Origin of the sequence: Streptomyces sp. NPDC102467 (assembly GCF_044765445.1) — a bacterium.
In the GTDB taxonomy this organism is placed as follows: Bacteria; Actinomycetota; Actinomycetes; order Streptomycetales; family Streptomycetaceae; genus Streptomyces.
This window is the reverse complement of the sequence record NZ_JBIWKA010000001.1, coordinates 20,520-44,907: the sequence shown is the minus strand read 5'-3', so window position 1 is coordinate 44,907 and position 24,388 is coordinate 20,520. Positions and strand designations below refer to the sequence as shown.

General features: G+C 70.9%; 18 protein-coding genes. 7 read left to right on the top strand and 11 right to left on the bottom strand.

The window, feature by feature from the left end; genetic code table 11:
* Positions 1-3 precede the first annotated feature (3 nt).
* Positions 4-897, bottom strand: a complete 894-nt coding sequence (locus ACIREE_RS00175; protein WP_404144353.1) for an RNA polymerase sigma-70 factor — start codon at positions 895-897, stop codon at positions 4-6.
* Positions 898-1,115: 218 nt separating this feature from the next.
* Between ACIREE_RS00175 and ACIREE_RS00170 the strand changes: the two genes are divergently transcribed.
* Entirely contained in the window at positions 1,116-1,604 is a 489-nt protein-coding gene (locus tag ACIREE_RS00170) for a carboxymuconolactone decarboxylase family protein (protein WP_404144351.1), read from the top strand.
* Positions 1,605-1,623: 19 nt separating this feature from the next.
* Here the strand turns inward: ACIREE_RS00170 and ACIREE_RS00165 are convergent, their stop codons facing one another.
* Both ACIREE_RS00165 and ACIREE_RS00160 read right to left on the bottom strand, forming a co-directional pair.
* Positions 1,624-2,400, bottom strand: coding sequence for a class I SAM-dependent DNA methyltransferase (locus ACIREE_RS00165; protein WP_404144349.1), 777 nt, complete (start codon positions 2,398-2,400; stop codon positions 1,624-1,626).
* Positions 2,401-2,766: 366 nt separating this feature from the next.
* The gene (locus ACIREE_RS00160; RefSeq protein WP_404144347.1) at positions 2,767-3,390 is read right to left on the bottom strand and encodes a TetR/AcrR family transcriptional regulator; all 624 of its coding nucleotides are present in this window, start codon (positions 3,388-3,390) and stop codon (positions 2,767-2,769) included.
* A gap of 174 nt (positions 3,391-3,564) precedes the next feature.
* Here ACIREE_RS00160 and ACIREE_RS00155 point away from each other — a divergent pair, with 174 nt between their 5' ends.
* The 4 genes from ACIREE_RS00155 (at position 3,565) to ACIREE_RS00140 (ending at position 9,317) form a co-directional block, all read left to right on the top strand.
* Positions 3,565-4,482 carry an ABC transporter permease gene (locus ACIREE_RS00155; protein WP_404144345.1) on the top strand — a complete coding sequence of 306 codons (918 nt, stop codon included), beginning with the start codon at positions 3,565-3,567 and terminating at the stop codon, positions 4,480-4,482.
* 4 nt (positions 4,483-4,486) lie between these two features.
* Positions 4,487-5,314: an ABC transporter ATP-binding protein gene (locus tag ACIREE_RS00150; protein WP_404145265.1), complete on the top strand. Its 828-nt coding sequence runs from the start codon at positions 4,487-4,489 to the stop codon at positions 5,312-5,314.
* Between the two features lie 113 nt (positions 5,315-5,427).
* Positions 5,428-7,653 carry a CDP-glycerol glycerophosphotransferase family protein gene (locus tag ACIREE_RS00145; RefSeq protein ID WP_404145263.1) on the top strand — a complete coding sequence of 742 codons (2,226 nt, stop codon included), beginning with the start codon at positions 5,428-5,430 and terminating at the stop codon, positions 7,651-7,653.
* On the top strand, positions 7,653-9,317 hold the full coding sequence (locus tag ACIREE_RS00140; protein WP_404144343.1) for a glycosyltransferase family 2 protein: 1,665 nt from the start codon (positions 7,653-7,655) through the stop codon (positions 9,315-9,317). The genes ACIREE_RS00145 and ACIREE_RS00140 overlap by 1 nt, the downstream gene beginning before the upstream one ends.
* Here ACIREE_RS00140 and ACIREE_RS00135 read toward each other — a convergent pair.
* Positions 9,290-10,276 (bottom strand): helix-turn-helix transcriptional regulator, encoded by a 987-nt coding sequence (locus ACIREE_RS00135; protein ID WP_404144341.1) that lies wholly within the window; start codon positions 10,274-10,276, stop codon positions 9,290-9,292. The two genes, ACIREE_RS00140 and ACIREE_RS00135, sit on opposite strands and share 28 nt — an antisense overlap.
* 145 nt (positions 10,277-10,421) lie before the next feature.
* Here ACIREE_RS00135 and ACIREE_RS00130 point away from each other — a divergent pair, with 145 nt between their 5' ends.
* Positions 10,422-10,826, top strand: coding sequence for a VOC family protein (locus tag ACIREE_RS00130; RefSeq protein WP_404144339.1), 405 nt, complete (start codon positions 10,422-10,424; stop codon positions 10,824-10,826).
* Between the two features lie 6 nt (positions 10,827-10,832).
* On the opposite strand, the gene ACIREE_RS00125 is transcribed toward ACIREE_RS00130, so the two are convergent.
* The 4 genes from ACIREE_RS00125 to ACIREE_RS00110 form a co-directional block, all read right to left on the bottom strand.
* On the bottom strand, positions 10,833-12,347 hold the full coding sequence (locus ACIREE_RS00125) for a hypothetical protein (RefSeq protein ID WP_404144337.1): 1,515 nt from the start codon (positions 12,345-12,347) through the stop codon (positions 10,833-10,835).
* Complete coding sequence (locus ACIREE_RS00120; RefSeq protein ID WP_404144335.1) at positions 12,331-12,786, bottom strand: GtrA family protein; 456 nt, start codon at positions 12,784-12,786, stop codon at positions 12,331-12,333. The genes ACIREE_RS00125 and ACIREE_RS00120 overlap by 17 nt, the downstream gene beginning before the upstream one ends.
* Positions 12,783-13,580 (bottom strand): polyprenol monophosphomannose synthase, encoded by a 798-nt coding sequence (locus tag ACIREE_RS00115; RefSeq protein WP_404145261.1) that lies wholly within the window; start codon positions 13,578-13,580, stop codon positions 12,783-12,785. The genes ACIREE_RS00120 and ACIREE_RS00115 overlap by 4 nt, the downstream gene beginning before the upstream one ends.
* 190 nt (positions 13,581-13,770) lie before the next feature.
* The gene (locus ACIREE_RS00110; protein ID WP_404144334.1) at positions 13,771-18,711 is read right to left on the bottom strand and encodes an NAD-glutamate dehydrogenase; all 4,941 of its coding nucleotides are present in this window, start codon (positions 18,709-18,711) and stop codon (positions 13,771-13,773) included.
* Between the two features lie 443 nt (positions 18,712-19,154).
* Here ACIREE_RS00110 and ACIREE_RS00105 point away from each other — a divergent pair, with 443 nt between their 5' ends.
* Complete coding sequence (locus ACIREE_RS00105; RefSeq protein WP_404144333.1) at positions 19,155-19,721, top strand: DJ-1/PfpI family protein; 567 nt, start codon at positions 19,155-19,157, stop codon at positions 19,719-19,721.
* Between the two features lie 932 nt (positions 19,722-20,653).
* On the opposite strand, the gene ACIREE_RS00100 is transcribed toward ACIREE_RS00105, so the two are convergent.
* The 3 genes from ACIREE_RS00100 to ACIREE_RS00090 form a co-directional block, all read right to left on the bottom strand.
* Positions 20,654-22,945 (bottom strand): ATP-binding protein, encoded by a 2,292-nt coding sequence (locus ACIREE_RS00100; RefSeq protein ID WP_404144331.1) that lies wholly within the window; start codon positions 22,943-22,945, stop codon positions 20,654-20,656.
* A 169-nt stretch (positions 22,946-23,114) separates the two neighbouring features.
* Complete coding sequence (locus tag ACIREE_RS00095) at positions 23,115-23,789, bottom strand: HAD family hydrolase (protein WP_404144330.1); 675 nt, start codon at positions 23,787-23,789, stop codon at positions 23,115-23,117.
* 39 nt (positions 23,790-23,828) lie between these two features.
* Positions 23,829-24,344 (bottom strand): DUF6912 family protein, encoded by a 516-nt coding sequence (locus ACIREE_RS00090; protein WP_404144328.1) that lies wholly within the window; start codon positions 24,342-24,344, stop codon positions 23,829-23,831.
* Positions 24,345-24,388 lie beyond the last annotated feature (44 nt).

The window sequence follows — 24,388 nt, the reverse complement described above, 5'->3', positions numbered from 1 at the left end:
GGCTCACCGGCTCACCGGCGCCTCCCGCTCCACGCGCGACAGCTTCTCCGGGTTCCGTACGGCGTAGAGACCCGTGACCAGGCCGTCGTCGATCCGTACCGCGAGGACGGCGATGATCTCGTCGCCGTCCCGGAGCATCAGCGCCGGAGCGCCGTTGATCTGAGTCGGCTCGGCCGACACCGCGGAGGCGATCCTGCCCAGCACGTACGCCACGTTCTCGACGCCCACTACGGGCTCCAGCGCGGCCCGTACGACTCCGCCGCCGTCACCCAGGAAGACGACATCCGGCGCGAGAATGTCCAGCAGGCCCTGCAAGTCGCCTGTTTCCACGGCCCGTTGGAACGCCTTCAGCGCGCCCCGGGTCTCGGCCTGCGACACGGAACCGCGCGGCCGTCGCGCCGCGACGTGTGCCCGCGCCCGGTGCGCGATCTGCCGGACGGCCGCCGGGCTCTTCTCGACGGCCTCGGCGATCTCGTCGTACCCGAGGTCGAAGACCTCGCGCAGCACGAACACCGCACGCTCCGTCGGCGCGAGTGTCTCCAGGACGAGCAGCATCGCCATCGAGACACTGTCGGCCAGCTCCACGTCCTCGGCCACGTCGGGCGCGGTGAGCAGCGGCTCGGGCAGCCAGGGGCCGACGTACGTCTCCCTGCGGCGGCCGAGCGTGCGCAGCCGGGTCAGCGCCTGGCGCGTGGTGATCCGGACCAGGTACGCGCGCTGGTTCTGCACGGTGGTGAGATCTACGCCGACCCAGCGCAGCCACGTCTCCTGGAGGACGTCCTCCGCGTCCGCGGCCGAGCCGAGCATCTCGTAGGCCACCGTGAACAGCAGGTTGCGGTGGGCCACGAACGCCTCCGTGGCGGGGTCAGGCGCGGTGGTCTGCGGCGGGACTGCCATGGGGGCTCCTCTGTGGTGGCTCTCGCTAGGGCTCAGTGGGTTTTGGCTCTCGTTGGGGATCCGTGGGTGTTGGCCTTCCCGCGCATGAGACGCCGGTCGATGTTGTTTCGTGACACCCCGAACCGTGTGGCTCACCTCACATTTCCGCGTCGTCACATCGGGCCTGCCACCGGCATCTCGTGTTCGTCCATGCCAACAACACGAGTGAGGACCACATCATGGAATCCCACGCACCCCGACTTGATCTCTTCGGCAGCAGCCCCGTCGTGGCCAAAGCCCTGAAGCACTTCGCCTCGGCCAGCCGGGCGCTCATCGACGGCTCTCGGCTGCCGAAGGCGACCCAGGATCTGGTGATGCTCCGGGCCAGCCAGATCAACGGCTGCGGCTACTGCACCGACGCCCACAGCAAGGATCTCGCGCACGCCGGAGAGAGCGCGGTCCGCGTCAATCTGGTCGCGGCCTGGCGCGAAGCCACCGTGTACACCGACGCCGAGCGCGCCGCCCTCGAACTGACGGAGCAGGGCACGCGCATCGCCGACGCCGCGGGGGGCGTCCCGGACGAGGTCTGGGCGAACGCCGCCAAGCATTACGACGAGGAGCAGCTCTCCGCCCTGCTCCTCTTCATCTCCCTCATCAACGCCTCGAACCGCATGGGCGTCATCAACCGGATGGCCGGCGGCGACTACCAGCCCGGCCAGTTCGGCTGACCCGGGACGTACGGGCGGGTCAGCCGGGCTTCTCCCATACGGACACGTGCGCTCCGCTTTCGCTCGTGAAGGGCTCGCGGTTCCACCCGCTCCATCGTTCGCGCAGGCGCAGCCCGGCGAGCCGTGCCATCAGGTCGAGTTCGGCGGGCCAGACGTACCGGAAGGGGATGGTCCAGTACGAGCCCCGGCCGGTCGCCGGGTCCACCTCGACGTAGTTCGAGCTCATGGCCTGCGTCGCCACGTCGTACCGGTCGAACGCCCACTTCGTCCCGCTCACGTGGAACGGCACGGCCTCCTGCCCCGGCGGCAGTCGGCGCAGGTCCGGTACGCCGGTCTCGATGACGAAGCAGCCGCCGGGGGCGAGGTGGGTCGCGGCGTTCCGGAAGCAGTCGACCTGCGCGTCCTGCGAGGTCAGATTCATGATGGTGTTGAAGACCAGGTAGGCGAGGGAGAAGGTCGCGCCGCCGGCCGTGGTGTTCGCGAAGTCTCCGATGTGGACGGGGATCTGGTCTCCGCCCGGCTTGGCGTGCAGCCGGGCGGCCATCGCCCTGGACAGGTCGATGCCGTGTACGCGGATGCCGCGCTCGGCGAGCGGGAGGGCGATCCGTCCCGTGCCGATGCCGAACTCCAACGCGGGTCCGGTGTCCGCGAGTTGGGCGAGGAAGTCGACCGTGGGGTCGAGGACTTCGGGGGTGAACATCCGGGCGGACGACTGGTCGTACGTCGCCGCGATCCGTTCCGGGAAGTAGCCGTCGGGGTCGGGGGCGGGTTCGGGGGCCGAGTCTCCGTTGACCATGGGAGGACGGTAGCGGTGGAGGGTGGGGTGGGTCGCGGGGTTTTCGGGCGTTGCCGGGCCGTTGCGCCCTGTCGAGTGGGTGGGGCGGGGCCGTGTCGGGGTACCTCCTCGGCCGGATCGGTCTCCAACCCTGATTGCGCCATGGGCGGTCATCCGGCGCTGAGTTCCCGCGGTGTCCTGCGGGGGCACCCCGACACGTCCCCTCCCGTCGCATTGCGTGTGCGGACCGGTGGGGCGTCTGGCATTTCGAGTGCCGTCCGGTGGAGCGTCTGGCATTTCGGGTGCGGCGCCGTCGGCTGTCGGCCCAGGGACCACTCGGGTGCGGCGCCGGCCCAGTGACCCGGGCACCGGTTGCGGACCGGGGCGCTACAGCGTTTTGAGCGCCGCCGCCGTGGCCGTCGCCAGTCGCTTCAGGTGGCCCTTCGGCAGCTCTTGGGTCCGCACGACGATCGCGCGCCAGTACAGCGGGCCGGAGATCAGGTCGAGCGCGAGTTCCTCGTCGAGCCCGTCGCGCAGGTCTCCGCGCGCCACGGCCGCCCGCACGATGCCGTTCGCCACCCCGTGCTGGCCCTCCCGCAGGGCCTTCTGCATGGCGTCGGCGATGTCCGGGTTGCGGGCCGCCTCCGCCTGGAGGTCGGGGATGATCTGGCCGGCCACCGGGTGCTTCAGGGCCCGGGACGTCACCCGGTACAGGAGCAGCAGGTCCTCCTGGAGGGAGCCGGTGTCGGGGGCGGGCAGGCCCTGTACCGCTATGGCGGAGACCAGGTCGAGGACGAGGTGGAGCTTCGAGCGCCAGCGGCGGTAGACCGCCGTCTTGCCGACGCCCGCGCGGCGCGCGATGCCCTCGATGGACATCCGGGCGTAGCCGACGGCGGCGAGTTCCTCGAAGACGGCGGTGCGGATGGCGTCGGTCACGTCCTCGCGGAGGACGGCGGCTCCGGCCGGGGCCCGGCGACGCGTCGGCTTGGAGGAGTCGGCGTTGGTCGTCATCCGGCCAGCATAGTTCCGTAACGACGAAACGGTTGCGTTGCGACGTGGAACGGGCCTACTCTCACGTCACGACGATACGGGCCCGTCCCGACGTAAACGGCAGGCAAACAGCAGGCCTCCGTTGCGCGAAGCGCGATCCCGAGCAGTCCCCTCCCCCGAGTGAAAGCAGCGGATGTGAGTCAGGTCCTGGACACGCCTCCCACACCGGTCCCCACCCCCGACGTGACGGACCCCGCGGTCCTCGCGGCCCGGTACGGGCTGACCGTCAGCGGTGCCCGCCCCTCCCTGGGCACGTACGTGAGCCAGTTGTGGCAGCGGCGGCACTTCATCACCGCCTTCTCGACCGCCAAGCTGACCTCGCAGTACAGCCAGGCGAAGCTCGGGCAGGTCTGGCAGGTGGCCACGCCGTTGCTGAACGCGGCGGTCTACTACTTCATCTTCGGCGTGCTCATGGGCACCAGCAGGGGCGTGCCGGACTTCGTTCCGTTCCTGGTCACGGGCGTCTTCGTGTGGACGTTCACGCAGTCGTCGGTGATGGCGGGCACGCGGGCGATCTCCGGCAGCCTCGGGCTCGTGCGGGCGCTGCACTTCCCGCGCGCCTCGCTCCCCATCTCGTTCTGCCTGCAGCAGCTCCAGCAGCTGCTGTTCTCGATGTGCGCGCTCGTGGTGATCCTGCTCTGCTTCGGCGTCCCGCCGTCGGCGTCCTGGCTCCTGGTGATCCCGGCGCTTCTGCTGCAGTTCGCCTTCAACACCGGGCTCGCTCTGATCACGGCCAGGATCGGCGCCCACACCCCGGACATCGCGCAGCTCATGCCGTTCCTGCTGCGTACGTGGATGTACCTGTCCGGCGTGATGTGGAGCCTGAACCACCTGATCGGCGACAAGGACCTGCCGCACATCGTGATCGTGCTGCTGCGGGCCAACCCGGCCGCCGTCTACATCGACCTGATGCGCTTCGCGCTGATCGACAGCTACACCGCGGGCCAGCTGCCGCCGCACGTGTGGCCCCTGGCCCTGGGCTGGGCACTCCTCGTCGGCGTCGGCGGGTTCATCTACTTCTGGAAGGCAGAGGAGACGTACGGCCGTGGCTGACCTCATGAAGGACCGGGACGGGACCGTTCCCACCGTCATCGTCGACGGCGTCGACATCGTCTACCGCGTCAACGGCACGGGCGCGGGCCGGGGCACCGCCACCGCCGCCCTCAACCGGATGCTGGGCGGGAAGAAGAGGGCCGAGAAGCGGTCCGGCGTACGCACGGTGCATGCCGTACGGAACGTCTCGTTCACCGCCTACCGCGGCGAGGCCATCGGGCTCATCGGCACGAACGGGTCCGGCAAGTCGACCCTGCTGAAGGCCGTGGCCGGCCTGCTGCCCGTGGAGAACGGGCGCATCTTCACCGACGGGCAGCCCTCGCTGCTCGGCGTGAACGCCGCCCTGATGAACGATCTGACGGGCGAGCGCAACGTACGGCTCGGCGGGCTCGCCATGGGGATGAGCCGCGAACAGGTCCGCGACCGCTACGACGAGATCGTCGACTTCTCGGGCATCAACGAGAAGGGCGACTTCATCACGCTGCCGATGCGCACGTACTCGTCCGGCATGGCCGCCCGGCTCCGGTTCTCCATCGCGGCCGCCAAGGACCACGACGTGCTGCTGATCGACGAGGCCCTCGCCACCGGCGACCGCTCCTTCCAGAAGCGCTCCGAGCAGCGGATCCGCGAGCTGCGCAAGCACGCGGGCACCGTCTTCCTGGTCAGCCACAGCAACAAGTCGATCCGCGACACGTGCGACCGGGTGCTGTGGCTGGAGCGTGGCGAGCTGCGGATGGACGGGCCGACGGAGGATGTCCTCAAGGAGTACGAGGCGTTCACGAATCCGGCCAAGACGCAACCTAAACGCCCCAAAGCACCTCTTCCCTCCTGAGGCCCACTACACGGTCCACCAATGGCGCAGTGAACTTACCCTTTTGTCCGTTTAGTGCAAATATGGTGCGCTGGACGGTGAACAGAAGAGGATAAGGAGCCCGCGTGCAGGTCATGGCCAGGACCCGGCTGAGTGTCATCGTGTACGGCCGCGACGTGCAGGGCCTGCTGGGTGCCTGCCTGGACAGCATCGCCGGTCAACTCCCGCCCGGCACCGAGCTGTTGACGGCCGCCGTCGGCGAGACCGCGCACTCCGTCGCGGCCCGGCACGGCGGCACCGTCATACCGTTGCCGGGCGACACCTCCGACTCCGCCGCGCGCGCCGCGGGCGCCGAGCGGGCGGCCGGCACCTGGCTCTGGTTCGTGCACGCGAAGGACCGGGTGCCGACAGGCGCGCCGCGGGCGCTGCTCGACCGGCTGGCCGAGGTGGAGGACGCGGCGGGACAGGTGGATGTCGTCGTCGCGGACCACGTCCGCTCGACCTGGCGCACGACCGGCGGGAACGGCTGCGACGCCGGGCGCCTGGCCCGCGTGGGGCGCCGCGACCTGCCCCTCGCCGACGCCCCCCACCTGCTGCGCGTGGCGCCGCTGCTCGCCAATCGCGTCCTGCGCGCCGCGTTCTGGCAGGAGCACCGCGCCGAACTGGCCGACGCCGAGGAGGCGTCCGCCGAGATCTTCGCCTCCCGCGCCTCCCTGATCCTGGCCGAGCGGATCGCCTGCCTGGAGCAAGCGATCGTCGACGTACGGCAGTTGCGGACCGAGAGCCTGCCGGCTGTGACGGCCGAGCAGCGGTACGGGATCGTCGGGGCGTACGAGAACCTGCAGCGGATCATGCAACGGCTGGACACCCCGGTCCGGCCGCGCGCCGTCCTGTACGACCTGATGGCCACGGAGTCGATGCGGATCGTGGCCCGCCAGACGATGCCGGAGGAGGTGGCGCGGGAGTTCTTCCACCGGGCGTCCGCGGCGGCCGTGCGCTGGCAGCCGGAGGGGTACCGGCGGCCCGCGGGCCTGGAGGGCATCCGGCGGCGCCTCCTCGAAGAGGACGCGTACACGAAGTACCGCGCGTTCCAGAGCGCGAACCACAAGCGGCGCGACCTGAAGAAGGCGGTGCGCACCGGCAAGAAGAAGTTCGGCGTCAAGGTACGGGACCTGCACTACCAGAAGGTGCTGCGCGGGCCCGTCGACCCCAACTCGGCTGTGTTCTCCGCCTATTGGGATCGCGGTGTGGCCTGCAACCCCGGGGCGATATCGGCGAAGCTCGCCGAACTCGCGCCGCACATCCACCCCGTGTGGGTCGTCTCGAAGGCCGCGGAGCCGCTGCTGCCGCCCGGCACGGACCACGTCGTGCCCGGCACGCGCCGCTACTGGGAGGTGCTGGCCCGCGCCAAGTACCTCGTCAACAACGTCAACTTCCCGAACGCGGTGGTCAAGCGTCCGGACGCGGTACACCTGCAGACGCACCACGGCACACCGCTGAAGAAGATGGGCCTCGACCAGCGCGACTACCCGACGGCGTCCAAGGGCCTCGACTTCGACGCGCTGCTCTCCCGCGTCGACAAATGGGACTACAGCGTCAGCGCCAACGGCCACTCCACCCGCATGTGGGAGCACGCCTACCCCTCGCGCTACGTCTCCCTCGACCACGGCTACCCGCGCAACGACGTCTACTACAGCGCGGGCGCCGCCGACATCCGCGCGATCCGCGACCGCCTCGGCATCGCCCCCGGCAGACGGGCGATCCTCTACGCGCCGACCCACCGGGACTACGAGGCGAGCTGGACCCCGCGCCTTGACCTCGCCGCGCTCTCCGAACGCCTCGGCGACGACACGGTCCTCCTGGTCCGCGGCCACTACTTCTACGGCGGCACGGCCTCCCCGCTCGCCACCCTGCGCCGCAGCGGCCATGTCATCGACGTCTCCGCGTACGACCCGGTGGAGGAGCTGGCCCTGGCCTCGGACGCGCTGATCACGGACTACTCGTCGATCATGTTCGACTACGCCAACCTGGACCGCCCGATCATCAGCTACGCCGACGACTGGGACACGTACGCGAAGACCCGCGGCGTCTACTTCGACCTGATGGCGGAGCCGCCGGGTCATGTCGCGCGCACCGAAGGGGAGTTGACGGAACTCCTCACGTCCGACGCGTGGCGCGACGAGGCCTCCGCCGAGGCCCGCGCCCACTTCCGGCGCCGCTTCTGCGAGTTCGACGACGGGCACGCCGCCGAGCGCGTCGTGCGCCGTGTCTTCCTCGGCGAACCCGAGGAGGCACTGCCGCCGGTCGTGCCGGTCGAAGCCCGCACCCCCGCCCCCACGCCCGAGGAGGCGACCCGCTGATGGCACTCACCCCGGACGTCACCGTCACGGTCATCGTCTTCAACGACGCGGAGCGCCTCCCGCGCGCCGTCGCCTCGCTCCTGGCGCAGACGCACGCGAACATCGAGATCGTCATCAGCGACGACCACTCCACCGACAACACCCCGGCCGTAGCCAGGGAGTTGGCCGCGGGTGACTCCCGCATCACCTATCTGCGCCTCCCGGAGAACTCCGGCGGCTGCAGCGCCCCACGCAACCGGGCCATCGACATCGCCCGCGCGCCGTATCTGATGTTCCTCGACAGCGACGACGAACTCCCGCCGCGAGCTGTCGAGTTGCTGCTCGCCGCGCACCGTGAACGGCCCGACATCGACTTCGCGATGGGCGCGGTCGAGCGGATCCGCGTCGACACCGGCCGCACCTCCGTCTGGATGCCGCACCTGGTCGCCGAGCGCCGCACGGTGAACGGCATCGAGGCCGAACCCGGCCTGTTCTTCGAGCACCTGTCGACCAGCAAGATGTACGCCCGCGCCTTCCTGGACCGCCATGACCTGCGCTTCCCCGAGGGCATCCACTACGAGGACCAGCTCTTCTCCGCGCAGGCCTACTGCCTGGCCAAGGCCTTCACGATCGTCCCGGAGCGGGTCTACCGCTGGTACATCGAGCCCTACGCCGCGGAGTCAGCGGCCTCCATCTCCAACCAGCGGCACAAGCTGAGCAACGTCGGCGACCGCATCCACGTACAGGAACTCATCGACGACTTCCTGACGCGGGGCGGCTACAGCCCGGCACTGCGCGAGGCCAAGGACTACAAGTTCCTCAAGCACGACTTCCGGATGTACGCGGGCGACCTGCCCTACCGGGACGACGCGTGGCTGACCGGGTTCGCCGACCTCGTCAACCCGTATCTGGCGCGGCTCACCACCGGGGCGTACGCGCAGCTGCCGCGCGCCGAGCGGGTCGTGCTGCAGCTGGTGCGCGACGACCGCCTCGACGACGCGCGGATCGCGGCGCGCGGGCTCGGCCACGGAATCGCCCCGCGGGCCACCGTCGCGGACCCGGCCGGAGTCGTCTACTGGGGCACCGAGGTCCCCTCGACCGAGGCCGGGCTGCGTGAACTGTGCCTGTCCGACCTCGCGTTGGAGACACTGCCCTTCCCCCGGGCCCAGTTCCGGCACGAGATCGTGCGGCTCGAAAGGGGCCCGGGGCCCGCGTCCGTGCGGCTGCGGGTGCGGACGTACGACCCCGGGCTTCGCCTGCCGGTCGGCCCTCAGGTCGCGTCGCTGGTCATCTCCCCCGGCCGGAAACGGCTGACCGTCCGGTTCCGGCTCGATCCGGTACGCCCCGGGGTCTTCGAGGGGCGGGTCCTCCTCGACCTGGCCGCCGCCGTGTTGCCGGCGCAGGGCTTCGCCGGGATCCGTCATCCGCTGCTGCAGCTCCAGGCCGCCGGGGGCCTGCGCAACACCGGGCTGCTGCTCGCCCCGCTGGACTTCCCCGCGTTCACGTCCCGTTTCGACCATCACCGGGTGACCGTGGAGCCGGAGGGGCGGGGCGCCGGGCGGTTGCAGGTGCGGTGGGAACCGGTGGGTCTTACGGCCAGGCTGGTGCAGCCCGTCGCGCGCCGGGTGGCAGGCACGTCGCTGGCCCGCAAGGTGCGTCAGGCGGTGCGGCTGGCCCGCGCGTAGGACGCGAGGCGCTTTGCGAACTCCCCGACGAGGGACCGCAGTTCGTCGGGGCCTTCGATGACGAACGGCCGGTCGAGCGCGGCCAGCACCGGTGGCAGCCAGTCGAGGCGCTCCGCCCGCAGCCGGACGTTCAGCCAGCCCTCACGCCCGTCCCGCGGACCGTTTTCCTCCAGGATCGCGACGCTCGCGGGCAGGTGGGCGCGGATCTGCTCCTCCGTCCCCTGGACGCGCAGGGTCACCTCGTGCCGGTACTCGGCCGTGGCGAACCCCGTCAGCAGGCGCTCCGCCGATCCCGCGCCCTCGGGCGGTTCGAACGAGCCGGGCAGGGCCCGCGCGTCCGTGATGCGGTCGAGCCGGAAGGTCCGCTCCTCGCCGCTGTGGCCGTCGTGGCCCGTGACGTACCACCGCCCCGAGTGGGCGACGATCCCGTAGGCGTGCAGCGTGCGTTCGCTGCGCCGTCCCCCGCCGTCGGTGTAGCGCATCGAGACCGGGCGGTGGTGGCGCACCGCGTCGGCGACGGTGAGCAGGACTCCGGCGTCCGGGGCGGCGAACTCCCCCGGCCGGTCCGTGAAGGCGAGGGATTCCAGCAGCGTGTCGAGCCGGTGGGCGACGTGTCGGGGCAGCACCCGCCGGATCTTGGCCGATGCCGTCTCGCTCGCGGTGTGCCCCGCCGTCATCAGCCCGGTCCTGCGCCCCGCGATCAGGCCGAGCAGCACGACCAGCGCCTCGTCGTCGCTGAGCATGAGCGGCGGCAGGCGGTACCCGGGAGCGAGCCGGTACCCGCCGTAGCGGCCGCGCACCGACTCCACGGGCACGTCGAGGTCGATCAGCTGGCCCACATAGCGGCGCACGGTGCGGCCCTCGACGCCGAGCCGCTCGGCCAGCTCGGCGACCGTGCGGGTGCCGCCCGACTGCAGCAGTTCCAGAAGTGTCAGTACGCGAGCGGCGGGGCGAGGCATGTTTCAGAGCCTAGCGCCGATACCGGACCGATTCTGTCCTCTATTTCTCCTAGGCTGCGAGCACAGCGACACCGGCACGGCAGCAACGCCGGCCAGAGCAGCAGGAACAGCAAGAACAGCAGCTTCAGCACCACAGGAGATCCCCATGAACTTCGTCTCGATCCGCATCATCACCGGCGACGTCGCCCGCCTCGTCGGGTTCTACGAGCGCGCCACCGGGGTGCGGGCGGCCTGGGCCACCGAGGACTTCGCCGAGCTCAGCACCCCGGCCGCCACGCTCGCGATCGCGAGCACCCGCACCGTCCCGCTGTTCGCCCCTGGCTCCGCCCGTCCGGCGGAGAACCACAGCGTGATCACCGAGTTCCTCGTCGACGACGTGGACCGCGTCCACCGGGACCTGGCCGACTCCGAGTACGTCACCGAGTTCGTCGCCGAGCCCACCACGATGCCCTGGGGCAACCGGTCGCTGCTGTTCCGCGACCCCGACGGCAACCTCGTCAACTTCTTCACCCCGGTCACGGAGGCGGCCATCAAGAAGTTCGCGCGCTGACGCGGGCTAGCTCCACACCCGGTACAGGATCTGCCCGCGCGGGCCCACGGCGACCCGCTCCAACGGCAGCCCGCCGTCGCCGCGATACGCCACGACCCAGCGCACCCCGTACCGCCGCAGTACGTCCGTCCGCCGGTTCCGCGACGTGCCCGCCGCGAAATACGTGCGCACCGCCGCGAGCCGCGCCTTCTCGTCCCCCAGGAAGAAATCCGGGTACCCGGGCGCCACCGTGTATGCCCCGTAGGCCGGGATCTGCCGGGCCGGCAACTTCTTGGCCAGCACCACGTCCCCGTACTTCACCCACGGCGTGATCCAGTGGTAACCGGCCCAGGGCTCCCGGTACTTGGCGGCGATCGCGGACGGCAGGACCGAGCGCGGCAGGACGTAGCCCAGCACCCCCGACTGGGTCCACGCGCCGAGGACCAGCGCCGCGGCGACGACCCAGCCGAACCCGGCCCGCACCGCGCGGCGCGGCGCGCAGAACACCTCCAGGCCCGCCGCGACCTGCGCGGGGACCAGCACCGCGGGCAGCACCCGGCCCCATGACCAGTGCCCGCTCAGCCCGCCCGCCGCGAACAGCACGGCCCCGAACAGGCAGAACAGGACCAGCGGATCGCGCCGGTCACGCCACCATCGGAGCACGAGCGCCGCGCCGCCGACGAGCGCCACCAGCCAGCACCGGCCGGGCAGGTCCCGGTACAGCGAGCGGTGGATCTCCTCCAGGCCGCCGATGCCGAACAGATCGAAGAAGGAGTAGTACGGCCAGACAGCCAGCAGCGCCACGCCCAGCACGAGCCCGGCGCCGAGCCGCACCCATGCCGCCTTCCCGGGCCACGGCCGCGCCCCGAGCACCATCGCCGCCGCTCCGAGCGAGGCGACCACCCCGGTGAACTGGTGGCTGAGCAGGATCACCGCCCACAGGATGCCCGCCCCCAGGAAGTGCGCCCAGGCCGTGGCCCGGCGCAGCAGCGCCCACAGCCAGAAGGAAGCGCCGAGCGCGAACGAACTGGGGTAGGAGACCGTCAGGGCAAGGGAGTCGAGGCCCAGGAAGCCGCTCCAGCGGAACAGGACCGTGCCCCACAGCAGCACCAGCGAGAGCAGCACCAGGGCGACCACGGCGCTCCGCCGCCACCGCCCGGCCGCACTCTCCCGGGCCGCGCCCTCCTGGGCCGCGCCCTCCTGGGCCGCACTCTCCAAGAACGTACCGACGAACGACCACACCCCCGTGACCAGCACCGCCAGCGACACCAGCGCCGCGATCCGCAGCACCACGAAGACACCGAGCCCGGTGACCTTCGCGACGCAGCCGAGCAGCAGTGTCCAGGGCGTGTAGTACGGGCTCGGGGCGTCGGCCGCGACCAGCGGATCGCCCGGGTCGAGCAGGTCGCGGCGCAGGCGCTCGATCGTGGCGGCGTGGATGCCGAGGTCGCCGGCCCACGGCAGGCGTACGACGACCGCGAGCAGGAGGACGAGGAGCAGCAGAGCGGCGGCCCGCGCCGTCCAGCTAGCGGCGGCGCGCATGGTGCTGGAAGACCCACGTCCGGTAGACGAGGAAGCGGAACGCGGAGGCGAGCAGGATCGAGAGGGCCTTCGCGATGTTCGAGGCGAGCGGCCCGGTCAGGCCCGCGCCGTGGTAGCCCGCGTAGAAGAGCAGGCTCTCCATCGCCACGCCGATCCCGCTGAAGACGAAGAAGAGGGCGATCTGACGGCGGGTGCGGGCCGCGCGGTCCCGGTAGGCGTAGAAACGGAACCCGAGGTAGTTCGTGGCCATCGCCACGCAGCTCGCCGCCACCGTGGCCGCCATCGGGGTCGAACCCAGGCCGTGCAGGAGGCAGTTGAAGACGAGCAGGTTCACGACGACACCGCTGCCGCCGACCACGCCGAACTTCACGACCTCGAAGGAGAGGCGGCGCAGCCGCACGCCGGCGGGGCGCGGCGGCGCGTAGGACGTCGTGGTCACCGGCGCGACCTCGCGCGCAGCTTCCATGGCATGGCGACGGACTCCAGCTGCACCATCAGGCTCATCTTGGACTCGCCGACCGTGCGGTCCTCGAAGTGGATGGGCACTTCCATCACGGTGTAACCGCGGCGCAGCGCCCGGTACTTCATCTCGACCTGGAAGCTGTAGCCCGCGCTGTCCACGGAGGCCAGGTCGATGGCGCGCAGCGTGTCCTCGCGCCACAGGTTGAAGCCGCCGGTGATGTCGCGGACCCGGGTGCCGAGGATGGTGCCCGCGTACGCGTTCGCCCAGCGGGACAGCAGGCGGCGGTGCGCTCCCCAGGCCTCGGAGAGGGTGCCGCCCTGGACGTAGCGGCTGCCCATGGTGACGCCGGCGCCGGTCGCGAGGGCGACTCCCAGCATGTCGGGGACCTTCGCGGCGGGGTGGCTGCCGTCGGCGTCCATCTGCAGGACGAAGTGCGCGCCGTCGGCGACGGCCTGCCCCATGCCCGCGGCGTACGCGCGCCCGAGGCCCTCCTTGCCCGCCCGGTGCAGGACGGCCATCCGCTCGGGGCCGAACCGGCGGACGTGTTCCTCGGCGATCTCGCCCGTCCCGTCGGGGCTGGAGTCGTCGACGACGAGGAGGCGCAGGCCCGGCAGGTCCAGCGCCATCAGCGCCTCGGCCATCCCGGGCAGGTTTCCCGCTTCGTTGTACGTCGGCATGACGACGGTCAGCGGCGTCGCGGCCCAGTCGGCGGGCAGTGCGACCGCACGGCTCGACGGTTGCGCGTCAGGACCGGACGGCTTCGAGGGCATCGACGGCATCGGCTCTCCCTGATCTGTCAGACAATCAGTTCTACATTAGACGTAATGCCCTGTTTATCGCTGAATGTCGAGTTCCCCCGCCGGGTCGGACGTCGGAATCGGAACGGAGACGGGGGCGCCCCGGCCCGGTACTTGACCGGCCCGGGGCGCCCCTTCACGTAGCCCCTACTTCACGGAACCCCTACGTGTGCACGCGCAGCAGCGTGCGCATCGTCCGCATCGCCACCGACAGGTTCGCCAGGTCGAAGGCGTCCGAGCCCTGGATCTCCTCCAGGGTGGTGCGCGCCCGGCCCAGGATCGGCGCGTTCTTCTCCTCCCACGCCTTGAACCGCTGTTCCGGCGTGGACGTCCCGTTCCCCGCGGCCAGCACGTCGGCCGTCAGGGCGGCGTGCGCCGCGTACAGGTCCTCACGGATCGAGGCGCGGGCCATCGACTGCCAGCGGTCGGCCCGCGGCAGCTCGATGATGCGGTCCATGAGCTGGGTGATGTTGAGCCGGTCGGCGAGGTCGTAGTACACCTCGGCGACGTCCAGCGCGTCCTTGCCCATACGGTCGGCGATCTGCACGATGTCGAGCGTCGGGAACGCGGACGAGAACCCGGCGACCCGCCCGGCCAGCTCCTCCGGCACACCCGCGCCGGTCAGCTCGTCGGAGATCGACTGGTACCACTCGACGTCCGAGCCCTTGAGCATCTTCGGCATGGCGGCCCACACCTCGGTGACGCCGTCCTTGAACGCGGAGATCGTCTCGGCCAGCTGCAGCGGCTGCGGCCGGTTGTTGAGCAGCCACCGCGTGCCACGCTCGACGAGCCGGCGCGAGTGCAGCCTGATCCGGGTCTGGACATCGGCGGCGACGACGTTGTCGAGCGCCTCCACCGCGTCCCACACCTCGCTGAGCCCGAAGATCTCGCGGGCCGCGAGCTGCGCCCGCACGATCTCTTCGAGGGACGCCCCGGTCTCCTCGCGGAGCCGGTGCAGGAACGTCGAACCGCCGGTGTTCACCGTGTCGTTGACGAGAACCGTCGTGATGATCTCGCGGCGCAGCGCGTGCCCGTCGATCGCTTCGCCGTACTTCTCGCGCAGCGGCTGCGGGAAGTAGGCGTGCAGCAGGCGGCGCAGGTAGTCGTCGTCGGGCAGGCTCGTGTGGATGAGCTCTTCCGCGGCCGTGATCTTCGTGTACGCGAGGAGGACGGCCAGCTCCGGCTGGCTCAGCCCGCGCCCGGAGTTGAGCAGTTCCTTGATCTGCCGGTCGGCGGGCAGGAACTCCAGGGACCGGTCGAGGTGGCCCTGCTTGCCGAGCCTGCGCATGAATCGCTGGTGGGCGTGGAGCAGGGACGGCGACTGGGCTTCGGCGTTGGCGAGCGCCACGTTCTGCGCGTAGTTGTTGCGCAGCACGAGGTGCCCGACCTCGTCGGTCATCGCGGCGAGCAGCTTGTTGCGCTGCTTGACCGTCAAGTCCCCTTCCGCGACAAGGCCGTTGAGCAGGATCTTGATGTTGACCTCGACGTCGGAGGTGTTCACGCCGGCGCTGTTGTCGATCGCGTCGGTGTTGACCCTGCCGCCGGTGCGGGCGAACTCGATGCGGCCCAGCTGGGTCGCTCCGAGGTTGCCACCCTCGCCGATGACCTGGGCCCGCACGGCGTGACCGTCGACCCGGATCGCGTCGTTGGCCTTGTCGCCGACGTCCGCGTTCGACTCCGCCGAGGACTTCACGTACGTGCCGATGCCGCCGTTCCACAGCAGGTCGACCGGGGCCTGGAGGATGGCCTTCATCAGCTCGGCCGGGGTCATCTTCGCCTGGCGGGACTCGATGCCGAGGGCCGTGCGGATGTGGTTGTTGAGCTGGATCGCCTTGGCGGAGCGCGGGAAGATGCCGCCGCCCGTGGAGATCAGTTCCTTGTTGTAGTCGGCCCACGACGAGCGCGGCAGCTCGAACATCCGGCGGCGCTCGGCGTACGAGGTCTCCGCGACCGGCTTCGGGTCGATGAAGATGTGCCGGTGGTCGAAGGCCGCGACGAGCCGGATGTGCTCGCTGAGCAGCATCCCGTTGCCGAAGACGTCACCGCTCATGTCGCCCACGCCGACGACCGTGAAGTCCTCGGACTGGGTGTCGACGCCCAGCTCCCGGAAGTGCCGCTCGACGGACTCCCAGGCGCCGCGCGCGGTGATGCCCATGGCCTTGTGGTCGTACCCGGCGGAGCCGCCGGAGGCGAAGGCGTCGCCGAGCCAGAAGTTGTAGCTGCCCGCGACCTCGTTGGCGATGTCGGAGAACGTCGCCGTGCCCTTGTCGGCCGCCACCACGAGGTACGTGTCGTCCTCGTCGTGCCGCACGACGTCGTTGGGCGGCACGACCTCGCCGGCCACCAGGTTGTCGGTGATGTCGAGCAGCGCCGAGATGAACGTCTTGTAGCTGCGGATGCCCTCGGCCATCCACGCGTCCCGGTCCACGCTCGGGTCGGGCAGCTGCTTGGCGACGAAGCCGCCCTTCGCGCCGACCGGCACGATGACGGTGTTCTTCACCATCTGCGCCTTGACCAGGCCGAGGATCTCGGTACGGAAGTCCTCACGCCGGTCGGACCAGCGCAGGCCGCCGCGCGCGACCTTGCCGAAGCGCAGGTGCACACCCTCGACGCGGGGCGAGTACACCCAGATCTCGTACGCGGGCCGCGGCGCGGGCAGGTCCGGGATGGCCTGCGGGTCGAACTTCATGGAGACGTACGCGTGCGGCTCACCGCCGCCCGCCTCCTGGAAGAAGTTGGTCCGCAGCGTCGCCTTGATGACGGTGAGGAAGGACCGCAGGATGCGGTCCTCGTCGAGCGAGGCCACCTGGTCGAGGGCGCCGTCGACCTCTTCGAGCAGCCCGTCGATCAGCTCGGTCCCGGCGCGCTGCCGCTCCGGCGACATCCGCGCCTCGAAGAGGGATACGAGCAGCCGGGTGGTGTGGACGTTCGTGCGGAGGGTGTCCTCCATGTAGTCCTGGCTGAACGTGGAGCCCGCCTGGCGCAGGTACTTGGCGTACGCGCGCAGCACCATCGCCTGCCGCCAGGTCAGCCCGGCGCCGAGGACGAGGGAGTTGAAGCCGTCGTTCTCGGCGAGCCCCATCCAGGTGGCGGCGAAGGCCTCCTGGAACCGCTCGCGGCCGTCGGCGCCGAGGTCGTCCCCGCCGCCGTTGGCCGGCTTGGGCAGGCGCAGGCCGAAGTCGTAGATCCACGCGGTCGTACGGTCGCTGCAGCGCAGTTCGTACGGGCGCTCGTCGGTGACCTCGACGCCCAGGCGCTGGAGCACCGGCAGGACGGCGGAGAGCGAGACGGGCGCACCGGTCCGGTAGATCTTGAAGCGGCGCTCGCCGGGGGCCGCGCCCACCGGCTCGTACAGGGAGAGCGCGAAGTCCTTGCCGCCGTGCTTGAGCTGCTCCAGGTGGACCAGGTCGGCGACGGCCGCGCGCGGCGAGTGGTCGGCCTTGTAGCCCTCGGGGAACGAGCCCCCGTAGCGGCGCAGCAGCTCGGCGGCGCGCTCCTCGCCGCACTCGGCGTTCAGCGCCTCGCCGAAGCCGTCGGCCCAGGACCGGGCGGCCTCGACGAGCCGGGCCTCGATGCGGTCCTTGTCGGCGTCGGAGAGCTGCGGCAGCTCGGTGCCGGGCGGGACCCGGACGACGAAGTGCAGCCGGGAGAGGATCGACTCGGTGTTCCACGCGGTGAAGTCGACGCTGTTGCCGCCGAGTTCCTCCTTGAGGATGTCGATGATCCGCAGCCGCACGCCCGTGGTGTAGCGGTCGCGCGGCAGGTAGACGAGGGCCGAGTAGTAGCGCCCGTACTCGTCCTTGCGCAGGTAGAGGCGGAGCCGGCGGCGCTCCTGGAGGTACAGCACGGACGTAACGATGGCCCGCAGCTCGTCGGCCGGGGTCTGGAACAGCTCGTCGCGCGGGTACGTCTCCATGATCTGCATCAGGTCGCGGCCGTCGTGGCTGGCGGGCGAGAAGCCGGCGCCCTTGAGGACCTCGGCGACCTTGCGGCGGATGACGGGGACGCGGCGCACCGACTCGGTGTACGCGGCGGAGGAGAAGAGCCCGAGGAAGCGGCGCTCACCGACGACATTGCCCTCGGCGTCGAACTTCTTCACGCCTACGTAGTCGAGGTAGCTGGGCCGGTGCACGGTGGAGCGGCTGTTGGCCTTGGTCAGTACGAGGAGGCGGTGCTCGCGGGCCTTGGCGCGGGCGTCGTCCGGCAGCCGGTTGAAGGACGGCGAGACCGGGTGGTGGTCGTCGCCCTCGTGCTGCGGGTCGGCGCGCAGGATGCCGAGACCGGTGCCGGGCACGGCGGCGAGCGAGTCGTCGTCGGTGAGGTCGTACTCGCGAAAGCCCAGGAACGTGAAGTGGTCGGAGGACAGCCAGCGGAGCAGCTCACGCGCCTCGTCGACCTCCTGCGCGTCCAGGTCGCCCGCGGTGGGCTCGCGCGGCAGCTCGTCGGCGATGCGCAGCGACGCGTCGCGCATCTTCTCCCAGTCCTCGACGCACTCGCGCACGTCGGACAGGACGCGCAACAGGTCGGAGGTGATCTGCTTGAGGTCGGCGCGGTCGGTCTCGCGGTCCGTCTCGACGTGGATCCACGACTCGGTGAGCACGTCGTGGCCCTCGGCGGTGCTGCCGGCCGGCAGTACTTCCTGGAGCTTGCCCGTGACGTCGCGGCGGACGACGACCTGCGGGTGGATGACGACGTGGATGCCGCGGCCCTGCCGGGACAGCTCGTTGGTGACGGAGTCCACGAGGAAGGGCATGTCGTCGGTGACGACCTCGACGACGGAGTGGCTGCAGGTCCAGCCGTTCTCCTCGACGGTCGGGGTGTGGACCCTGACGTTCGCGGTGCCCTGCGGCCGGTTCTCGGCGAGTCGGTAGTGCGAGTACGCAGCTCCGAAGATGTCGACCGGGTCGCGGTCCGTGAGGTCCTCGGCTGCGGTGTGCAGGTAGTAGCGCTGCAGGAACGCGAGCACGGTTTCCTGGTCGAGGGGGCCAGGAGGGCCCCCGTCCGATGCCCCAGTCGGTAGGTGCCCCCCTACCGGGCTGTTCTCAGCTACCCGTGCGGCCCGTGCGAGCAGCTCGGCTTTGGCTTCGTCCAGCTTGGTCTGCATTGTCCTCTGGCTCCTGTCGCGCGCCATTGCGTGACGTAGACGTGACGATCATGAATCGCTCGACATAACGCCGCGACGCGGGGTGTCCGGTCTGACTCGACGTTATGCCGGATTGGAAGAAGGGCGGACGGAAATGCGCCATTTTCAACGAACTGGCCATCTGCCCGAAACGATCAGCGGCTGCGCGCCGGGCACGGTCGCTGTGGCGACGCGTGTGCTCCCGGCGCGGGCAGGGGGCGACGATGCCCCCGCGAGATATCGCGCTGATCACGGGACCAGGCTATCGCTCCTCCTGGGGGACCCGTCATGAGCTGTATATGTACAAAACAAGCGCCGGAACTTTGACACTCTGCACAGAACCGCGCCCTCTTGCCAGGAGGACTGGGCAGCGGCACGTTGGGCACGACGGCGGATACCGGATCGTCGAGGGGAGCGTGTGACCAATGGCACCCAAAATCCTGATCGTGACCGGCGACGCGGCGGAGTCGCTGGAGGTCCTCTACCCGTACCAACGGTTGCGCGAGGAGGGATACGAGGTCCACATCGCGGCCCCGAACCGTAAACAGCTGCGCTTCGTGGTCCACGATTTCGAGCCCGGCTTCGATACGTACACGGAGAAACCGGGCTACACCTGGCCGGCCGACCTGTCCTTCGCGGAGGTCGACCCGGGCCAGTACGCCGCTCTTGTCATCCCGGGCGGCCGGGCACCGGAGTACCTGCGCGGCGACGGCGAACTCCGCAAGATCGTCAAGTCCTTCTTCGACACCGACAAGCCCGTCGCCCAGATCTGCCACGGCCCGCTCCTGACCGCCGCGATCGACGGCCTGCGGGGCCGCCGCGTGACCGCGTATCCCGCGCTCGAGCCGGACATGCAGGCGGCCGGCGCCACCTTCCAGGACGCGGAGACGGTCGTCGACGGCACCCTGGTCTCGGCCCGCGCCTGGCCGGACCACTCCGCCTGGATGCGGGAGTTCCTCACGGTGCTGCGGGCGAAGGCACCCGCGGTCTGACAGCCCGCGGGGTCACGGCGGACTGCGCGAGGGGTGGCTGCCCCGCCGACGAGGGCAGCCACCGTGACGCACCGCGCTCCGGGCACCACAACGAGGGCCGTTGCCACGACAGCCGTGGGGAGTTGACCATTACTGCCCGACACCCCGCCACACACTTCGTCCCGAAGCTCGGCGCGCATACAGCTAAGCGGGGCCGAGGGGGCGGGGCATCGGTATGCCGGGAGACAGGTATACGCATATCCGCGTAGGGGTGGGGTGTCCGTATACCTAGGGCCTGTCTTCAAACTCCCTCCCCCAGCTAACGCTGGGAGGTGCCCCCAGCCCGAAGGGCGGCCCCGCGGCGTCTGGTGCGTGCTCTGGGGGTCCCCCCGGCCGAAGGCTGGGGGAGTGCCGGGTGCAAGGCCTCGTACTGGACGTACTTGGCCTTGTGCCCGGTGCGGCGAGTGGGGGCACCTCCCAGCGGTAGCTGGGGGAGCGTGCCAGGCGTCGCGGGGCTGGGGGCACCTCCCGGCCGAAGGCTGGGGGAGGGAGTTTGAAGACGGGCCCTAGGGGCGGGGGCAGCGTTGTTGCGGCCCGGGGGGCGGGCAGCGGAGTGGCGTCGATGCGCGGCTCAGGGGCGCGGGACTGTGACGTCGCACGACTTAGGCGCGCGAGCCGGACCAGTTGCAGGCCGCCCGGGGCGCGGGGCTGTTTCCATATGCGGCTCCACCGCGCGAGCGCGACCGAACTCCCGCCTCCCGGCAACCCGGCAACGACCAGCCCCGCCAGGGACGCGGGGCTGCTCCACCACGCGAGCGCGACCGATCTCCCGCCTCCCGACGCCCCGGCAACGACCAGCCCTGCCAGGGACGCGGGGAACTGCGCGACCAGCCACCCACAACCGGCACCCGACCACCGGCACTCACCACCCCCCACCCCAAACCCCCGCCCCCTCAACCCCCCGAACTCTCGACCCGCCCCCAACCGTCGGCGACCTCCGTCCGGGACCCCACCCCCAGCTTCGCCAAAATATGCTCCACATGCGCGTCAGCGGTCCGCTTCGAGATCACCAACCGCTCCGCGATCTCCCGGTTGGACAACCCCTCGACCACCAACGCGGCAACCTCCCGCTCGCGCCGCGTCAGCGCATCACCCCCGACGCCCCGCGCGGCGGGAACCACGGGCCCCGGCGTATCGGCACCGGCCCGCACGGCCTCCAGCACCCGGGCCCCGGAAAGCCGCGCCCCCACCTCGGTCCACCGCCGGAACTCCGCGTCCCCCAGGGCCCGCTGCACAGCGCCCCGCACGGCCTCCTGCTCGTCGAAGAGCGACGGCAGCATGGCGATGGGGTCCCCGGCAGCCAGCCGCCGCGCGTTCTGCGCGTACCCGAGCAGCCAGGCGGCCCGGACATACCGCTTCTCGTGTGCGGCCGCCCAGCCGAGCCCGAGGCAGCACATCGCGGCGATGAGCACCTCGTCGACCTCGGCGGCGGCTTCCAGGGCCCGGCACAGCGACGCGAGGGCCTCCGCGCGCGCCCCGCCGAGCCACCGGATCAGCCCGTGCACCAGGAGCGTGGACGCGAACAGTTGCCGCTCACCGGTCTCCTCCAGGTACGCGAGGCCGACCCGGCACAGTTCCAGCGCACGGTCCGTGTCGCCGAGCACTCCGAGCAGCAGCGCGCTCTCGTAGTGGACGACCGCGATGCCGAGCCCGTCGCCACGCGCCACGATCCGCTGCCGCGCGTCCTCCAGCGCCGCCAGCCCGTCGGGTTCCCCGCACAGCGCGTGGAGGCCGCCGAGGTAGGCCTCGCAGAACAGCTCCACGCGGTCGGTGCCGGACTCCCGGGCCACCACGACCGCCCGGTGGAACAGTTCGAGGGCACCGGGCAGATCCCCGGTCCAGACCGCGAACAGGGCGACCATGAACCGCCCCCACGCCTGCTCCTCGCCCACCTCGTCGAGGAGCCCGAGCCCCTTCTCGATCCAGTAGCGCCCCTCGGAGAGCGCGCCGAGCGCCCGCCAGAAGGGGCCGAGCTGCGCGGCGAGCCACAGCCCCTGGGCCGCCAGCTCACGGCTCTGGTACGCGTACTCGAGCGCGGCCCGCAGATCGGACTTCTCCGCGCGCAGCAGCCGGTAGTGCGCGGGCTGCGCGGGCGTGAGGAATTCCTCCCAGTAGCGTCGGCCGAGTTCCCGGTAGTACGAGAAGTGCCGCTCCCGGGCGGCCGCCTCCTGCCCGGTCTGCGCCAGCCACTCGGCACCGTACTCACGGATCGTGTCGAGCAGCCGGTACCGGCCGCCGTTCTCCCCGATGCGCTGGACGACGGACTTGTCGACGAGCCCGATCAGGCACTGCAGGACCTCTTCTTCGGCCAACTCACCTCCTGCGCACACCACTTCGACAGCGGACAGTTCGAAGGATCCGGCGAAGACGGACAGCCGCGCCCACAGCAGCCGCTCGTGCGGCGTGCACAGTTCGTGCGACCAGCCGATGGCCGCGCGCAGCGTCTGATGCCGCGTCAGGGATGTTCGCCGGCCGCCCGTGAGCACCTCGAACCGCTGGCCGAGCCGCTCCACCAGCTGCTCGAGGGAGACCGCCCGCAACCGCACCGCGGCCAGTTCCAGAGCGAGCGGGATTCCGTCCAACCGGGCGGCCAGTGCGGAGAGTTGCTCGCGGTTGGCGTCGGTCACGGTGAATCCGGGCACGACGGCGGCGGCCCGCTGCACGAACAGTTCCAGGGCGTCGCCCGGCCCGAGCGGCGCGATGACGCAGCAGTGCTCGCCGGGTACGTCGAGCGGCTGGCGACTGGTGGCGAGGACGCTCACCCCCGCCGCCTCGCGCAAGAGAACATCGGTGAGCATCGCGCACGCGTCGACGAGGTGCTCGCATGTGTCGAGGACGATGAGCAGCTGCCTCCCGCGCAGATGCTCGACGATCACGTCGAGCGGCTCCATGCCCACCTGGTCGGGCAGTTGGAGCACGGCGGCGAGCGTCACGGGGATCAGCTCGGGGTCGCGCAGCGCACTCAGCTCGACCAGCCACACGCCGTCGGGAAACCGCCCGACGAGCCCGGCCGCCGCCCGCAGCGCGGTACGGCTCTTGCCGACACCGCCGGGCCCGACCAGCGTGACCAGTCTGGCCCGCTCGAACGCGGCCTTCACCTGCGCCAGTTCGTCCGACCTGCCGACGAACGTGGTGACCTCGGCCGGTAGTTGACCACCGCGCCGCTGTCCGAAGGCGAACCCCATGTTTCCCGTCCCCCCGTCGCGCCGCACCGCACCATCGCACTCACCACAGGGTACGCAGCGCCCTGCGGAGCGTGAGCGAAAGTCGGCACAGACGCCCCGCGAACACCACCCGTGAGGTAAGACGCGCGGGGGCCTGACGCAGGGGCGCGAGGTGCGCCCGAGTCGCGGTTCAGGCCGCGGCGACGATCCGCTCCGCCTCGCGCACCGCTTCCGCGAGCGTGTCCACGACGGGCGCCCCCACCCCTTCGAGGCCGGCCCGGTCGTGCGATCCGCCCGTGTAGAGCACGGCCTGCGCGCCCGCGCCGAGCGCGGCGACGGCGTCGTCCGCGGCGTCCCCGATCACGACGGTCCGCTCCGGCGCCACACCCCGCAGCTCGCCCAGGTGCCGCACCATGTGCTCGGCCTTGCTGCCCCCGGAGGGGCCGGTCCGCCCGTCGACCCGGACGAACCGCTCGGTGATACCCAACCGGCGTACCAGCGGGACCAGTTGCTCATGCCCTGCCATGCTCAGGATGGACTGGCTGCGCCCGGCGTCCTGCCATCCGGCGAGCAGCGGTTCCACGCCCTCGGCGAGCCCGCACGCCACGGAGTGCAGCGCGTAGTGCCGATGGAACGCCTCGTCCATCACGTCCCACTCGGCGGCCGTGGGCAGCCGCCCCATCAGCCGCTCGTAGAACTTGGGCACCGGCACGCAGTACAGAGCGCGGTACTTCTCCAACGTGATCGGGGCGAGCCCGATCTCCTCGAAAGCGGCGTTGGTGGCGCGGATGATCGCGTCGTTGTCGTGGAACAGGGTCCCGTTCCAGTCCCAGACGATGTGCGCGCCCGCTATGTGCTTGCCCATAGGGAGAAAATACCCTTCGCGCTCCCAGCCCCGACCGCCTCAGGCCTCGCGGCCCATTAGGTTCGCGATCTCCTGCGTGGCGAACCACAGCAACTCGTGGTCCTCGGCCCCGTCCACCACGAACTGGGCGTCGTCGTCACCGTGGTCGGCGGCGCCGAGCGCGGCAGCGGCGGCGGTGACATCGGCCTCGGCGTCGTCCGCGTCCACATGCACGGCGGCGGCCTTGGCCAGCCGCACGGTCTCGCGCACGGAGACCTCGCCGAGCGCGGTCGGGTCGAGTCCGCTGTCGGGGTCGACCACGGCGGCCTTGTCCGCCACGTCCACGGCGAGGACGACCCGGCGCCGCGCCGCGTCGGGCTCCCCCGCGAGCAGCCGCAGCGAGGCGAGCGCGGCGCGGTTGAGGGCCGCGTACTCCAGCTCCTCGATGTCGTCGGAGACGTACCACTCGCGCAGCGCGGGCGTCACGGCGTAGGCGGTCAGCGGCGCGGGACCCAGCTCGCCCACCTTGTACGCCTCTGCGAGTCGGGGCAGGGACAGAGGTACGTACACACGCATGACGGGCCGCTTTCGTCGTCTTCGGAGCCGTGCCCAGGGTCGTT